The following is a 14,082-nucleotide window of genomic DNA, read 5'->3' on the forward strand; positions in this document are numbered from 1 at the left end:
GTATACGTGTAGGGTTCGCTTTTTGTTTCCTGCGGACCACTGTTCAATCACATACTATAATTTTTTAAAGACATCTTGTTCAGTTTGGTTATCCAGTTTTGAGGAGCGAATGTATTTCTTATCAACATTGGGTGACGTCATAACTGAAAGCAGTGCACCGTAATTAAGGTCAAACTCTACTTCATCTCCGACTTTCAATTCCATTCTTTTTGCATCAATTATTATATGGTCACTGCTTGAACCAAGAATATCAATATCTAATCTTGGTGTTAGGCCAGAAACTAGGACATCCTGACAGCCAACTCCTAGTATGACTCTTCTAATCTGCCCTCGGTCATGGAATTCGGGAGAAATCCCAAACGCGTTTTGACCTCTATCTCCATCTGGTAATGATCCTTTTATCTTTGATTCTATAACCTCAGCAACGAATGTGAACACATTGGTAAATAAATTAGGAATCCTTGTTCGACCGAGCGTTTCGCAACCTAGAAAAATGGATTCACCTATCCTTATATTATTGATGGTACCTATGTCTTCAGACGCCATGAACCAATTGTAATTGGCTGAATTCCCTCCTGATATATAGGCAAGAGGAAAATTGAATTCTTCCTCAATATGATCAGCCAGTAAGGATAATGTACTCATCTTATCTTCAGTTGGTTTCACGCCACCAAGACAAGCGAAATTCGCTCCAATACCAACTATAGCAATTCCCGGTAGTTGTAGTACCTCTTCAATAAAACCGTCGATGTCAGCGGGAAGAATACCTTCCCTTAGATCGCCAAGGTCTACCATTAAAATAATTTTATGCGGAAATCCGTTCTTCACTGCAGCGGCTGAAAGACTTTTTATTACTGATATTTCCGTATTAATACTGATATCAGCATATTTAATGACCTGGTCGACTTCGCTTAAAGAAGGAGTTTTTAATAAAATAAATTCCGCCTTTATTTTTGCATTACGCATGTTCCTAAGATTTCCTATTTTGGAGTCTGCAAGGATTCGGATGCCTTTATTTACAAGAACCTGGGCGATCTCTGGAATCCCACAGACCACTTTGGTAACCCCCATGATTCCTATATTTTTTGAGCCATACAAATTTAGCAGGACTTCGACATTGTTCCCTAACTTTACAAGATCAATTTCGACCCTTGATGACATAAAATCAATCAATTGACGAGTACTTCTACAAGATGATTTCTTCTTTCCTTCAGTTCTGGAAAAGTTTCCAGGATGCTCGTAATCAACTTGTCACAACCATGTAAGATAACATCTGTGGCCGGAATCTCGAATTGATCTTCATATTGGACGATCACATGATCAACCTCAGAATTCGTCATATTTTCATGGTTAATCGTAACCGCTATGACCTTCGTTTCAGAAAAACGCTCAATTAACTCAATCTCACTTTCTAACGTTGGCATTTTCATAAAGTTGAAGTCGCCTAATTGCTGACGCTTCGGAGGATGTTGAACAATGACCGCACCAGGTCTTGCCCCTCTTAAAATTCCACAAGAACTTATATAACCTGGATGACTCAAAGCACCCTGGCCTTCGACGATAATAAGGTCGGGACGATCATTTTCGTAAGCTTTCATGATTTCATTTTCAATTTCACCTATCATAAATTGTAAAGGCATGGCATCTATGGCAACACCATACTTTGCCCCTTGAATGATGCCTGTCTGTCCTGTTGCCACAAATGAAACGTTAAACCCTTTTGCCTCTAATGCAGCTTCAAGAATGACCGAGGTGGTTCTTTTACCAACAGCACTGTCGGTCCCAAGAATAGCTATAATGGGGGTTGGGATATCTAAAATTCGTCCAGAGAAGATATGTAAATCTTTATTTGGCAGAGGCTTTCTTACGTCGTGAATGGTAACTCCAAACTGCTCAGCATATTTCATAAATTCTTCATCATGAGTAAGAAATTCTTGAAGGGGGTTAATGATATCCATTCCATTTTCTATTGCTTTTAAGATAATTTTTCTTTCCTCTTCTTTTAAAACGGCATCGGCAGGAGCTATACCATATATAAACTGATCTGGTAAGGGACTTACTGTCTTAAGCACTTGTTCTAGGCTAGCATAAATCGGGATGTTATTTTTTTTGCCTTCAAGGTATTCACCTGAATCTAAACTTTCCTTCGTACTATCAATGACACCGACGATCATATATTTCTTTGAGTTTCGAATGAGACCATTGGCCGTCTTTCCATCCATTGTCCCAAAATTTCCTTCACAATAAATAATTGCTGTTTTTTTCATAATAATTCCCTTCTCGTTTGTTTTTTTCCTCATTTTAATGCTGGGTTAGTAAAAATTCCCAAAATACAAACAAAAAAAACACCATAACAAATTGAAGAAAATAGGCTGAAGCCAATACGCAAAATGTAAGGTGTTTTTAGTAATATGAATTTATTCTTTTCTCAAGTATTAATTATACCATAGGTTTCCCAAACTTATTTGGATTTTTAAGGTAAAAAAATTGGACTTGCTCGTTATGGATGATTAACTGAGTAAAAAAAGGAAAAAACCCTACTCTGCAGTTGAGTAGGGCGGGGGATGAAAATGTAAAGTAAATGGTAAATAAAGTATAGCATACAATCATCGTATTCCCTAATTTTTTTAAATTGATAGAATTACTTGAAAAGAATTATAATGAAATATATATAATTTACTGAAGGAATACCATAAACGCATTACTTTTACAGAGGTGTAAGCTTTGGAATTAAGACAATTACAATTATTTCTTGAAGTGGCAAAGCACAAAAGTATTACAAAAGCAGCAGAGAGTATGCATCTTTCACAACCTGCATTGAGCAAGTCAATCAAGGCCCTAGAGGACGAGCTTGGCATGACGTTGATTATTCGTACCAATAAGACAAGTGACCTGACGGATGCCGGCAGGATTGTCCTTGAATATTCTCAGAAGATGGCAGCAGTGCTTAATGAGATGAAAACTACATTAAATGATATTACGAACCTGTCAATGGGGCAGATTGATATTGGACTTCCTCCATTTATTGGCAGTTTATTTTTCCCAAGAGTAATGGCCAAGTTTCATCATACCTTTCCCAATATCGAACTGAATATTACCGAGTATGGTGGTGCCAGGGTCGTCAAAAGTGTCGAGGAAGGGGAATTCGAGCTTGGTGTCGCAGTTCTTCCGATTGATGAACAGCAATTTGATGTCTATCCTATCGTGGAAGAAGAAATGAAACTGTTAGTCTACAAAGATCATCCCTTAGCAACCCGTAACGTGGTCGATATTAAGGAATTAAAAGATGAAGAGTTTATTTTTTACCATGAGGAATTTGCCCTAAATAAAATTATGAGAAATCAGTTTATTGCCGCGGGTTTTGAGCCGAAAATTTTGTTTCAGAGTTCCCAGTGGGATCTAATGACGGAAATGGTGGCGGCTAACCTCGGAATCACGATTCTTCCGGACTCCATTTGTAACCGGGCTTTTAACACTGACTTAAGGGTCATCGATCTTAAGGAAGATATTCTCTGGAGATTGGCTGTCATCACAAAGCAGGGTCGATATATATCCAACGCCGGCCGAACCTTTATTGATTTTATTTTAAAAGAACCATTATAACTTTCAGTTATGAAAATCATTCAAAATATGTATTTTACGAATGGCGAAAATCAGCGTACGATTAACTCTATAGTTAATTTCGGAATGAAGAGGAGTTTTAACTCCTCTTTTTGCATTATGGAGGGGATTGTTACGAGGAAACTTGGTGTCATTATCATACAAGTAGTATTTTTACATGTTTTTTTGTTTCTGGGGGCGGCACTTAAAGAGGTCATTCCACTTCCCATCCCTGCATCTATGTTTGGTTTGTTTCTTCTTTTTATCGCACTTAATTTCAAAATTATCAAATTGGAATGGGTGGAAAGAGGCGCAAATTGGCTGTTAGCGGAGCTGCTTTTGTTCTTTGTTCCTTCTGCTGTAGGGATTGTAAATTATGATGAAATTTTTAGTGTCCAGGGAGCAGAAATCGTTGGTTTGATTGGAATTAGCACCATTATTGTCATGGGAATTACGGCGCTAATAGCAGAAAAAATAACTGGCTGGAAAAGGAGTGAGCAGCATTGATGATGATTTTATTTACAATATTAACGTTTCTCATTTACCTTTTTTCGAAAAAGGCGTATACCAAATGGAGCCTCTTCTTTTTTCATCCTTTATTGCTAGCACCGGTCCTATTAATTATTCTGATTTCAGTTACACATGTTTCAGCTGACCAATATCTTGTTGACTCAAAATGGCTTACCCATTTGCTCGGACCGGCCACAGTCGCTTTTGCTGTTCCGATTTATAAAAACTTAAGCATCATCAAAAAATATGTAGGCACGATTATCATTAGTATCACCTCAGGAACGCTCGTCGCCATTTTTTCAACATTTGGATTGTCGAAATTGCTCCACTTGAATACTGACTTTATTAATTCAATCCTGCCAAGATCGATTACAACACCGATCGCGATCGAGGTTTCAAAAGAAATCGGCGGCCTGCCGACTCTGACAACTGTATTTGTTATATTAACGGGAATTATTGGCGGTATTGTGGGTCCATCGGTTATTAAAGGACTTTCCATTAAAACCCCAATTGCCAAAGGACTTGCACTAGGTATGGGAGCGCATGGTGTTGGAACTAACAAAGCAATCGAATACGGGAGACAGGAAGCCACATTCTCGTCCCTGGCGATGATCTTCGCCGCATTAATTACCTTAATCTGGGGTGCCTTTCTGATACCAACACTAATGAATTTCAATATCCATCATATTTTTTAGTACTATTGGGTGTCAGGCACTATGTGAAAATTTCACATAGTGCCTGACACCTTTTTAATATTCACAGGACTGTAACATGTGTAGCGAAATAATGGAAATACCATGGAAATAATAAGAGTGTAAGCAAATGCAATAAACAAGCGAATACCCATTGTAGGGTTCCATTTAACAGGAGGTGGACTTTTCAGCACTTGGACTAGATGGATAAATTCAGGAATCGATACAAATGGGATAATAACAAGTAAGAACGAAGCCGCTTGTTATGCATTCACATCTTTACGGATTGGAGGGGATGTTGATTCGTCCAAGAATAAAGCAGAAATGAGGGATGTGGATGGAATTATAAAATTGCTAAAAAAAGTGGAGTGTTCCCGAAGTACTGCTTCACTTTCTAGTAGCTGTCATAACAAAAAAGGGCCAACTCAAATTTTATTGAGTCAGGCCTTTTTTTATGGGATGTTCCTTTATATAGGATTAGAGGTAATCATTCGTAAGATTTCCCCAAGCTCACTTAATCTGTATTCAATTTTTTCCTTAAGAAATAGCTCGGGCCTGTTTTTGATAACGTGTTTTAAAGATTCCAGTTGGCTTTTCCCAGAAGTATGGCAAGTGAGCAGTATATTGATTGAATATTTCTATCAATTTATGAAAATTCTTCATTTCATAAACATTAAAAGCAACACCATTTTCTGTTTTTACCTGAAAATAGCATGTAGTTGTGTTATTCTCACCGGGAGATTCTCTTTCGTAATAAAGGGTTTCGGTCACATCTTCCCAGGCGTAGTCATTGACAATAATTCCTTTTCGTTTATTGGTCACTGAGACAGTAAACCCTTTTTCCCGGCAGGAAATGGTGGTGTCGTTACCAAAGTAACGCAGCCATAAAAAGATAACCACCCCAATTACAAAGATAAGTGCCCCAATGAAAACATTAATCAACATGAAGCCAATCCCAATAACACCAAAAATAAGTCCAAAAACAACAGAAGATTTGGAAGACGTTTTATTCGAGAATTCTCTGTTAATAAAAATCCCCCCTTAGTAAGAAGGGTATGCGTTCCATTGTTTTAAATGACCGGACATGCCTCAAGGACTTAAACAAAATTAATCGACAAAAATAGCGTCACCTCTTTTGAAGTGACGCATTTACTTTCACTTTCAACAAGAAGATTTTATTTTTTCAATACAGGTGTTTGTTCTCCGGAGTTCAATAATTGTAATTGCTCTCGAACCGCATAGGCAAAACCATCTTCGTCATTTGTTTTTGTGATGAGATCGGCTTTTTGTTGAACATAGACAGGGGCATTTCCCATCGCTACAGAAGTGGTAGCTACTTCAAACTGGGCAAGGTCATTTCCGCCGTCCCCGAATGCGATAATTTCTTCAAAGGATAGATCCATCATTTTTTGGTAGCGTAAGATAGCTTTTCCTTTATGTGCTTCATTTGAAGTGATTTCCACATTATTAGGAAAGGAAGAAGCGATTGAAATTTCAAATTTTCCAGCTAATGCTGCTTTAACCTCGTTTATTCTTTCTAATTGGTCCGGATGTACTAAGGCAATAAGTTTATAGATTTTTACATCGTCTTTTCGAAGGATTTCCTCATAATCAAATTCTTGAAAAAGGGTATCAAGCTCTTGCTTTGTTTTCCCGTGTAATGGAGGCAAGGTCGAAGGAAAACCGCCATAATTTGTGTAAACCAGAATCCCAACGCCAAGCTCTTTTAAAATCGTAAAAAATTTTTTATAGGTTGACATTGTTAAAGTTGCCTCGTATAGCATTTCTCTCATTTCTGAATATAAAACCGAACCGTTAATGCAAAAAATAGGAATCTCCATATTTTGAACGGCTTTTAACTTAATGACATCCGCATAAGCGCGACCGGTATTTAAAATAAGGCAGTGGCCTGCTTCTTTCAATTCGTTTAAAGCTTTCTCATTCTCCACGCTTATTTCATGCTGAGAGTTTAAGAGGGTGCCATCTAAATCAATTGAAATACATTTCATAGTTGTCATATTTCCTTTCCATTCCATCATAAAGACTACTATAGCAGATTTATACTCAAAAATGTGTTTCCAAATTTATGTTGGTGCCTGACACCATGGTTGTTAAAATGATGTTTGGCTATTTTACATTAGTGTTGAATTAACAGTTATTTCCTCTTATAATCAATTCAATAACCTAATGAAGGAAATGTTATTTTCATTCCTCCTGTTCCTTTTTGCGAATAAGAGTTAAGGAGTGACCAAAGATGATTACAAGAATTAACGAAGTTACTGGATTTATCAATAATTTTGAACGGTATGCTAGTTTGGATGGGACGAAATATTTTCTTACCTTAAACACGGTCAGTCCCAATGGAACACTTACGATTATGAAGTATCCTGATGGAATGTTTACCTACCATAGAAAAAACGAACAGTATTGGGATATTAGAGAAATAGATATGGATGAAGAAATGTTATCGGACATTATCTGGGGATTTAGAAAAACCATTAACGAATCTATTTTAGAAAGCACAATCATACTTTAATTATCTGAAAAACATCAATTCTTTGACCAATCAAAGCTTTTTTTCTGCACCATTTCCTTACAATTTGAAAGTATTTTTTCGGAAATTTATGGACATTATATTGCTGAGGTGATGGAATGGCCACGGCAAAAGTTGGTGACGTGATTTCCTTTCAACGGGAGGGAAAAAACCATGAAGGTGTCGTTTCCGGGATTAGGGAAAATTCTGTTATGGTCCAATATGGTTTTTCAAAAGAAAAAGATGAACCGCTTACAACCATTGTAAACCATAAAAATTACAAAATTAAGAAGTAAAAGGTTGACCATATTAAGTCGAGTGTGGGATTAAAATCTCCACTCATTTTTTTGTGTCTAAATATATTCAGAAAAATTAAATTATTAATTGACAAAATCCACCTTTTGGAACAAGAATAGACTTGTGATGTAACTTTCAAAAGGACCAATTCGCGAATATATTACCCATCACTCTCATTTTATTAAAGAGGAGTTGGTTACATGTTTTCCCCGTTAACCCCATTAGACTGGAAACGCAGGGCGGTGAAGTATTATCCAAATAAAATAGCCGTCATCGATGGAGACAAGGAATTTACATATCGAGAATTTGGCAAGCGGGCCGATCAACTGTCTGCTGCTCTCCTTCAAGCAGGAATTGGTAAAGGTGACCATGTTGCGGTTATGCTGCCAAACACGCATTACATGCTGGAGTGCTTTTATGGTATCTGTCAGCTTGGAGCTGTAATGGTACCACTAAATTACCGGCTGTCAGCAGGTGATTTGGAATATATCATTCGCCACAGTGATGCAAAAATGTTAATTGTCGATGAAGAATTTTGTCGTCCGATTGAACAAATTGTTGAAAACCTAAGCTTAGATGAAATCATTATTGTATCGGTACCGGGAGAGAATACGTCTTTAAAGGGCATCGATTATGAGGATTTTATACAACATGCTTCGGAAACGGTTACATTGCCAGAGCCGGATATCGATGAAAATCAGCTGCTTACCCTAAATTATACGAGCGGTACGACCTCCAAGCCCAAGGGAGTTATGCTTACCCATCGTGGAAATTATTTAAATGCGGCGAATTTCATGTATCATCTAGGTGTCAGCCATGATGATGTCTATCTTCATACATTGCCGATGTTTCATGCCAATGGCTGGGGCGGTGTTTGGGCACTAACGGCAGCAGGTGGAACACATGTCTGTTTAAGGAAAGTGGATCCGCCACTTATTCTTGATTTATTTGAAAAAAAGAAAATCACCCTTTTATGCGGTGCGCCAACAGTCGTGAATATGCTGGTCAACGAGCCAAAGGCGAAAGAAATTAAGATGCAAACCAACCCAAGGATGGCCACTGCTGGTGCACCCCCGGCTGCTGCCTTGATTCATAAAGCACAAGAAATTCTTGGCTTAAATATGATTCATGTCTATGGTCTAACGGAAACCTCCCCATTTATACTTTACTGTGAGTGGAAAAAAGAGTTTGATGGAAAGACTGCTGATGAACAAGCTGTAATCAAGGCAAGACAAGGAATTGAACTTGCTTTTAATGGTGAAACCAAAGTTGTCCATCAAGACGGCGAAGAAGTGGCCTGGAACGGAGAAGAATTAGGAGAAATCATTACGCGCGGTAATGTCGTTATGTCCGGTTATTACAAGGACCCGATCACAACTGCAGCGGCGATCAGGGATGGATGGTTCCATACCGGTGATTTGGCAGTCACTCATCCGGATGGATTCATAGAGATTCGCGATCGAGCCAAAGATTTGATTATTTCTGGTGGGGAGAATATTTCTTCGACAGAAGTTGAAGGTGTTCTTTATAAGCATCCTGCCGTATTAGAAACTGCCGTCATTGCCATTCCAGATGAAAAATGGGGTGAGGTTGCAAAGGCAATTATAGTGTTACAACCAGATTCAAAAGTAACAGAAGAAGAAATAATCCAGTTCTGCCGGTCCGAATTAGCCCACTTTAAAGCACCGAAAGCGGTTGAATTTGTAGATGCCTTACCCAAAACAGCCACAGGAAAATTACAAAAGTTTCGGTTAAGAGAAATGTACTGGACAGGCCCAAAGCGAGTGAATTAGTCCTATTTGGACTTAAGGGTTCTTTCCCCAAACTCAATTAGAGTGGGGGGGAGGACTCTTTTTTTATATCAGGTTACATAACGGAAAGGATGGAAAATAGTTAATTTGAAAAGCATTTAATTGGCACTTGATGGTTAAATCAGGTAATCTGTAAAAGTACGTTTTTAACTTAAGCATACAGCGAAACTTACAATCACAATAGAATTAAAAGGAGAATGGGGGTTAGATAGATGGCGATATCAAGTAATAAGCACTCGACGATAGTTGCTCTGTTGCTTGCAGGAACTTTCATTGCTATTTTAAATCAAACATTGATGATCACAGCAATACCTCCAATTATGGAAGAAATGCACATCACCGCCAACAGTGCGCAATGGTTGACAACGGTTTTTATGTTAGTTAATGGGATCATGATTCCGATAAGTGCCTTTCTATTAGAACGGTTTACCACACGACAACTGTTCATTTCGGCAATGAGTATATTTGCTGTGGGTACACTTGTTTGTGGGATGGCTCATAATTTTGAAATTCTTTTATTAGGAAGGATTATCCAGTCATGCGGGGCAGGAATTATGCTTCCGTTAATGACAACGGTATTTTTGATGATCTTCCCGATAAACAAACGTGGTGCCGCAATGGGGTTGGTCGGTCTAGTTATCTCCTTTGCTCCGGCAATTGGCCCTGCCTTGTCTGGGTGGATAACATCGCAATTTTCATGGAGAGTTTTGTTTTTTATCATTTTGCCAATTGCTATTATCGATATCCTTGTTGCATTCATTGCTTTAAAAAATGTAACCGAGGTGTCGAAACCAAAAGTAGATATAATATCCATTGCATTATCTACATTAGGCTTCGGCGGCCTGCTCTATGGATTTACATGCGCAGGAAATTACGGATGGTCAGACTTTATAACGCTGCTAACTTTAGGCATAGGCGGTTTGTCGCTGGTAATGTTTATTACCAGGCAGTTAAAATTGAAACAACCAATGCTGGAATTTGGTGTATTTAAATATTCCGTTTTCCCTTTTGCCATTATGATTGGAATGATTGGCTTTATGGGACTGATTGGAGCAGAGACGATCATTCCTTTATTTATGCAGCGGATGCGTGAATTTACGGCAATGGAGGCTGGAATAGCACTGTTACCCGGGGCACTTATCAGCGGAATAATGGCACCGATTGTGGGAAGAGTGTTTGATAAGGTCGGTGCGAGATGGTTAGTAATGATTGGTTTAACGATCATGACAGCTTCTTCGTTTGCTTTTACTAATTTAGGTCCTACTACTACGATGACCTATATAACTGTCTTATACGGGGTGAGAATGATTGGTTTTTCGATGGTAATGATGCCTGTTGCAACCGCTGCGCTGAATCAGTTACCTAAACAATTGATCCCTCATGGTGCCGCTGTGGATAATACGATGAAAATGATTGCAGCCTCTGTTGGTACCGCAATTCTTGTCACGGTTATGACAACCACTGCGGAAAATGCGAAGGGACGCCCGGATATTTCTTATCCCGATATGCACGGAGCGAATATGGCTTTTATGGTCGTGTCGATCCTTTCATTAGTAGCTCTCGTCCTTTCCTTTTTTATTAAAAAAGGCCGGCAGACAGAACCGGAAGAAACTCGCCATCGGAAGATAAAAGTTAAAATGCAAGAGTAATATATAAACAAAATGCAAAGAACTCAGAGAAACAAATTTAATTTGTTTCTCAGAGTTCTTTTTTTGAAGCTTTTTCAAGGAAAGAATGAACCGTCCAATTAGGTTCATAATAAATAACAAAAAGGAGGGAGTATAATGGACCAAAAGTATAATACAGGTGATGATGCCAATGTAGAATTAAAGAAGGCATTAAACAAAAGCCAACCTAGAAGTAACCCAAACATGAGTGAAGCAGAGCAGAAGCTAAAATTTCCAAGTAAAAAAAGTTAACAATTTTAACTTGGTAAGGAAATGGCGGGAGGTGAGAAAATGCCAAAAAATAATCCAATAGAATATACTGGAAAAGTTCTCGACCAAAGAAATGACCTAACAGGTCCTGATGAAGGTAAAGCTACTTATCCAGAGCGGCCAAAGCATGTTCCTATTCAGGACCCTGCGAGTAATAAAGGGAAATAATTCAAGCGTGCACATATACTAGTCAAATCTGAGAATTTTAGAAAAATCGAGTGAGGGAGGGATGCAGAACATGGAACCATCTTTGAATACTGGAGATCTGGCGCCGGACTTTTCATTATCCGCGACGAATAAAGAAAAGATTTCCTTGTCTGATTATCGTGGAAAGAAAAACATTGTCGTTGCTTTCTATGGTATGGACTTTACCCCAGGCTGAATAAAGGAAATTTCCTCTTGGAAAGAGGATTACAAACGATTTGAGCAATTAGATGCAGAAGTATTGGGAATTAGTGTCGATCACATCCACTCCCATAGAGTTTTTGCCGCGAGTATGGGCACTCTGCCATATCCCTTATTATCAGATTGGTTTAAGCAAACAACCAAGAGTTACCATGTGTTTAACGAAAAAGGGCAGAATGCCATTCGCTCAGTTTTCGTGGTGGATAAATCTGGAGTCATAACCTACATAAACACCTCATTTAAAGCTGATAAAAAAGAAGATTATGAAGCAGTATTTAATGAACTTGAAAAGTTAACAAGCAAGTAATCATCTAATATTTTACAAAAGAGTGTCAGGCACCAAATGGTGCCTGACACTCTTTTTTTACCTATTTATTAGTCAGTAACTATGAAGCCTCTTTCAAGAAAAGCTTCAATTACTTCACTAATTTGAAAGGATACTTGGGGCGAATCATAGTTTTCAAAGGCATGTTCACAGTTGTTTTTATAGCTCATCGTTTCATCATAATGGGCCATATGACGGGCAATATCTTGATCATTATCTTTGCGTTCCTTTTGTCTTTCGATAACGGTATCACGGTCGGCAAAAATGAAAAAACGCATGACACGTTCACCGTACATTTGTTTTAATTTTTCGGTCCCTTCAGGATTTAAAGTGAGGTAGACAAGGTTATGGGATTCGAATGCCTTAACGATATCCTCTTCACGAATGCCGTAGTGAATTCCATCGATATCCACACTTTCAAGAAACTCCTGTTTTTCCTGCATTTTTTTGAACGTTTCTTCGTTGATAAAATGGTAATCCTCACCATCTATTTCATAATGACGCGGAGCACGTGTGGTGTAAGAGAGTACGGTTTCCATATCAAATGCAGTTGCAACCATTTTGGCAATCGTTTTTCTACCTGAACCATCTGGCCCTGTGTAGATAAATAATTTTTCTTTATTTTTGATTTTATACATGGATAACCTCCTAGAAATGATTATATAAAAAAGAATTTACCTAACGATAAATGCTTTTTAGTATTAAACCATAATATGGTCAAACTGAGATAATTTTATTATAACAGATATCGAATGAAAAGTTTGACTTTTCTGGTTTTCGGATAGAATCTATTATATTTAAAAATCACATTTTTTTGTCCCTCTTACAAACTGGCACACTTCTTGCATAATTATTTAGTAAGAGGTGATTATCCCTCTAATTATTGATTTATAGATATCTAGAAAATTAGGCAGACGACCCTTAATGATTCCTTGTCAAGATGAAGACGCTCTCATTTCCTTATGTAAACACAGGATCCTTATGTAAGAAGATTCGTGTATACATTTTGTATATCTCTAAGGAATTTGAGGATGAGAGTGTAAACACAGGTATACAAAGTGGATAGAGTATAGAGTCATTATAAACTAGCAATCAATTGAGAATTACATTATTTGGAGGGGTAAAGATGAAGGATTTATATTTTGAGGTAAATAGCGGTATAGCGACGATCACACTGAATCGTCCCAATTCATTAAATGCCTTTAGTATTAAAATGATTGAGGATTGGATTCATGCACTTACTGAAGTTCGAGATAATGATCAAATTCGGGTGTTAGTTTTAACTGGCAATGGCAAAGCCTTTTGTGCTGGAGGAGATATTAAAGCAATAAAAAATAATGACGGTTTTTTAAATAAGGATGGGCATGAAGATAAGGACTTTTCCTCGACCGGGTTAAATCGAAAAAACAGTTTGTGGAAATATGTTCAGAGAATTCCTCTATTAATGGAAGAAATCGATAAACCAACTATTGCGGCGATTAACGGAGATGCAATTGGTGCGGGACTAGATATGTCTTTGCAATGCGATATTCGAATCTCATCAGATAGAGCGAGATTTGGAGAAGGATATGTAAAATTAGGAATTGTTCCCGGAGATGGCGGTGGTTATTTCTTACCGAGAATTATTGGTTTGGATAAGGCACTTGAGATGCTTTGGACTGGGAAAATTATTGATGCACAAGAAGCAAAAGATATTGGACTTGTAACACATATTTATTCCCATGAACAGTTTTTAGAAGAAACCTATAAGTTTGCTGAAAGATTGGCACAAGGACCGCAACAGGCGATTCGGCTAATCAAAAGAACCGTACAACAAGGCTTAAAAACGGATTTACGAACATCCCTTGATCTTGTATCTTCCTATATGGGATTGGTCACGGAACATGTTGATTATCAGGAAGGCGTAAAAGCTCTGATGGAGAAGAGAAAACCAAGTTTTGAATAATAACGAGATAACTAAATCTTTAAAGAA

At 37.9% G+C, this 14,082-nt stretch carries 16 protein-coding genes; 11 read left to right on the forward strand and 5 right to left on the reverse strand.

Going from position 1 to position 14,082, the window contains the following annotated elements; translation table 11 throughout:
* Window positions 1–54: 54 nt before the first annotated feature.
* The gene (locus BDR01S_RS08565; RefSeq protein WP_218007866.1) at window positions 55–1,173 is read right to left on the reverse strand and encodes an alanine/ornithine racemase family PLP-dependent enzyme; all 1,119 of its coding nucleotides are present in this window, start codon (window positions 1,171–1,173) and stop codon (window positions 55–57) included.
* Window positions 1,170–2,267 (reverse strand): N-acetyltransferase DgcN family protein, encoded by a 1,098-nt coding sequence (locus BDR01S_RS08570; protein WP_066256172.1) that lies wholly within the window; start codon window positions 2,265–2,267, stop codon window positions 1,170–1,172. The genes BDR01S_RS08565 and BDR01S_RS08570 overlap by 4 nt, the downstream gene beginning before the upstream one ends.
* A 457-nt stretch (window positions 2,268–2,724) precedes the next feature.
* On the opposite strand from BDR01S_RS08570, the gene BDR01S_RS08575 reads away from it, so the two are divergent.
* The 3 genes from BDR01S_RS08575 to BDR01S_RS08585 are packed head-to-tail and all read left to right on the forward strand — an operon-like array spanning window position 2,725 to window position 4,805.
* The gene (locus BDR01S_RS08575) at window positions 2,725–3,603 is read left to right on the forward strand and encodes a LysR family transcriptional regulator (RefSeq protein WP_066256169.1); all 879 of its coding nucleotides are present in this window, start codon (window positions 2,725–2,727) and stop codon (window positions 3,601–3,603) included.
* 9 nt (window positions 3,604–3,612) lie between these two features.
* Window positions 3,613–4,107: a CidA/LrgA family protein gene (locus BDR01S_RS08580; protein WP_235846525.1), complete on the forward strand. Its 495-nt coding sequence runs from the start codon at window positions 3,613–3,615 to the stop codon at window positions 4,105–4,107.
* A complete protein-coding gene (locus tag BDR01S_RS08585) occupies window positions 4,107–4,805 on the forward strand; it encodes an LrgB family protein (RefSeq protein WP_066260140.1) in 699 nt (232 codons plus the stop codon). The genes BDR01S_RS08580 and BDR01S_RS08585 overlap by 1 nt, the downstream gene beginning before the upstream one ends.
* A 534-nt stretch (window positions 4,806–5,339) precedes the next feature.
* Here the strand turns inward: BDR01S_RS08585 and BDR01S_RS08590 are convergent.
* Complete coding sequence (locus tag BDR01S_RS08590; RefSeq protein ID WP_066256162.1) at window positions 5,340–5,747, reverse strand: hypothetical protein; 408 nt, start codon at window positions 5,745–5,747, stop codon at window positions 5,340–5,342.
* Window positions 5,748–5,977: 230 nt separating this feature from the next.
* Window positions 5,978–6,820, reverse strand: coding sequence for an HAD family hydrolase (locus tag BDR01S_RS08595; RefSeq protein WP_235846526.1), 843 nt, complete (start codon window positions 6,818–6,820; stop codon window positions 5,978–5,980).
* Between the two features lie 236 nt (window positions 6,821–7,056).
* Here BDR01S_RS08595 and BDR01S_RS08600 point away from each other — a divergent pair, with 236 nt between their 5' ends.
* The 7 genes from BDR01S_RS08600 to BDR01S_RS26230 all read left to right on the forward strand — a co-directional run bounded on the left by BDR01S_RS08600 (window position 7,057) and on the right by BDR01S_RS26230 (window position 12,092).
* On the forward strand, window positions 7,057–7,338 hold the full coding sequence (locus BDR01S_RS08600; RefSeq protein ID WP_066256160.1) for a hypothetical protein: 282 nt from the start codon (window positions 7,057–7,059) through the stop codon (window positions 7,336–7,338).
* A gap of 116 nt (window positions 7,339–7,454) precedes the next feature.
* On the forward strand, window positions 7,455–7,631 hold the full coding sequence (locus tag BDR01S_RS24835; RefSeq protein ID WP_066256157.1) for a DUF2187 family protein: 177 nt from the start codon (window positions 7,455–7,457) through the stop codon (window positions 7,629–7,631).
* Window positions 7,632–7,832: 201 nt separating this feature from the next.
* Window positions 7,833–9,425: a long-chain-fatty-acid--CoA ligase gene (locus BDR01S_RS08605; protein WP_066256153.1), complete on the forward strand. Its 1,593-nt coding sequence runs from the start codon at window positions 7,833–7,835 to the stop codon at window positions 9,423–9,425.
* 230 nt (window positions 9,426–9,655) lie between these two features.
* Entirely contained in the window at window positions 9,656–11,092 is a 1,437-nt protein-coding gene (locus BDR01S_RS08610; RefSeq protein WP_066256150.1) for an MDR family MFS transporter, read from the forward strand.
* Between the two features lie 135 nt (window positions 11,093–11,227).
* On the forward strand, window positions 11,228–11,362 hold the full coding sequence (locus BDR01S_RS26480; protein ID WP_268874665.1) for a hypothetical protein: 135 nt from the start codon (window positions 11,228–11,230) through the stop codon (window positions 11,360–11,362).
* Between the two features lie 39 nt (window positions 11,363–11,401).
* Window positions 11,402–11,548 (forward strand): hypothetical protein, encoded by a 147-nt coding sequence (locus BDR01S_RS25280; RefSeq protein WP_157406127.1) that lies wholly within the window; start codon window positions 11,402–11,404, stop codon window positions 11,546–11,548.
* 70 nt (window positions 11,549–11,618) lie between these two features.
* Window positions 11,619–12,092, forward strand: coding sequence for a redoxin domain-containing protein (locus BDR01S_RS26230; RefSeq protein WP_235846527.1), 474 nt, complete (start codon window positions 11,619–11,621; stop codon window positions 12,090–12,092).
* Window positions 12,093–12,160: 68 nt separating this feature from the next.
* Here BDR01S_RS26230 and BDR01S_RS08620 read toward each other — a convergent pair whose 3' ends face one another.
* A complete protein-coding gene (locus BDR01S_RS08620) occupies window positions 12,161–12,748 on the reverse strand; it encodes a guanylate kinase (protein WP_066256146.1) in 588 nt (195 codons plus the stop codon).
* Window positions 12,749–13,236: 488 nt separating this feature from the next.
* Here BDR01S_RS08620 and BDR01S_RS08625 point away from each other — a divergent pair, with 488 nt between their 5' ends.
* Window positions 13,237–14,055 carry an enoyl-CoA hydratase/isomerase family protein gene (locus BDR01S_RS08625; RefSeq protein ID WP_066256143.1) on the forward strand — a complete coding sequence of 273 codons (819 nt, stop codon included), beginning with the start codon at window positions 13,237–13,239 and terminating at the stop codon, window positions 14,053–14,055.
* The last annotated feature ends 27 nt before the right edge of the window (window positions 14,056–14,082 follow it).

The sequence above is a fragment of the Neobacillus drentensis NBRC 102427 genome, assembly GCF_001591445.1.
Taxonomy (GTDB): domain Bacteria; phylum Bacillota; class Bacilli; order Bacillales; family Cytobacillaceae; genus Neobacillus; species Neobacillus drentensis.

What these genes read in the sequence shown, in the direction of transcription:
- BDR01S_RS08570 (WP_066256172.1), bottom strand. Translation starts at nt 2,267, where the DNA reads ATGAAAAAAACAGCAATTATTTATTGTGAAGGAAATTTTGGGACAATG.
- BDR01S_RS08580 (WP_235846525.1), top strand. Translation starts at nt 3,613, where the DNA reads ATGAAAATCATTCAAAATATGTATTTTACGAATGGCGAAAATCAGCGT.
- BDR01S_RS08585 (WP_066260140.1), top strand. Translation starts at nt 4,107, where the DNA reads ATGATGATTTTATTTACAATATTAACGTTTCTCATTTACCTTTTTTCG.
- BDR01S_RS08590 (WP_066256162.1), bottom strand. Translation starts at nt 5,747, where the DNA reads ATGTTGATTAATGTTTTCATTGGGGCACTTATCTTTGTAATTGGGGTG.
- BDR01S_RS08595 (WP_235846526.1), bottom strand. Translation starts at nt 6,820, where the DNA reads ATGACAACTATGAAATGTATTTCAATTGATTTAGATGGCACCCTCTTA.
- BDR01S_RS08600 (WP_066256160.1), top strand. Translation starts at nt 7,057, where the DNA reads ATGATTACAAGAATTAACGAAGTTACTGGATTTATCAATAATTTTGAA.
- BDR01S_RS24835 (WP_066256157.1), top strand. Translation starts at nt 7,455, where the DNA reads ATGGCCACGGCAAAAGTTGGTGACGTGATTTCCTTTCAACGGGAGGGA.
- BDR01S_RS08605 (WP_066256153.1), top strand. Translation starts at nt 7,833, where the DNA reads ATGTTTTCCCCGTTAACCCCATTAGACTGGAAACGCAGGGCGGTGAAG.
- BDR01S_RS08610 (WP_066256150.1), top strand. Translation starts at nt 9,656, where the DNA reads ATGGCGATATCAAGTAATAAGCACTCGACGATAGTTGCTCTGTTGCTT.
- BDR01S_RS26480 (WP_268874665.1), top strand. Translation starts at nt 11,228, where the DNA reads ATGGACCAAAAGTATAATACAGGTGATGATGCCAATGTAGAATTAAAG.
- BDR01S_RS25280 (WP_157406127.1), top strand. Translation starts at nt 11,402, where the DNA reads ATGCCAAAAAATAATCCAATAGAATATACTGGAAAAGTTCTCGACCAA.
- BDR01S_RS08620 (WP_066256146.1), bottom strand. Translation starts at nt 12,748, where the DNA reads ATGTATAAAATCAAAAATAAAGAAAAATTATTTATCTACACAGGGCCA.
- BDR01S_RS08625 (WP_066256143.1), top strand. Translation starts at nt 13,237, where the DNA reads ATGAAGGATTTATATTTTGAGGTAAATAGCGGTATAGCGACGATCACA.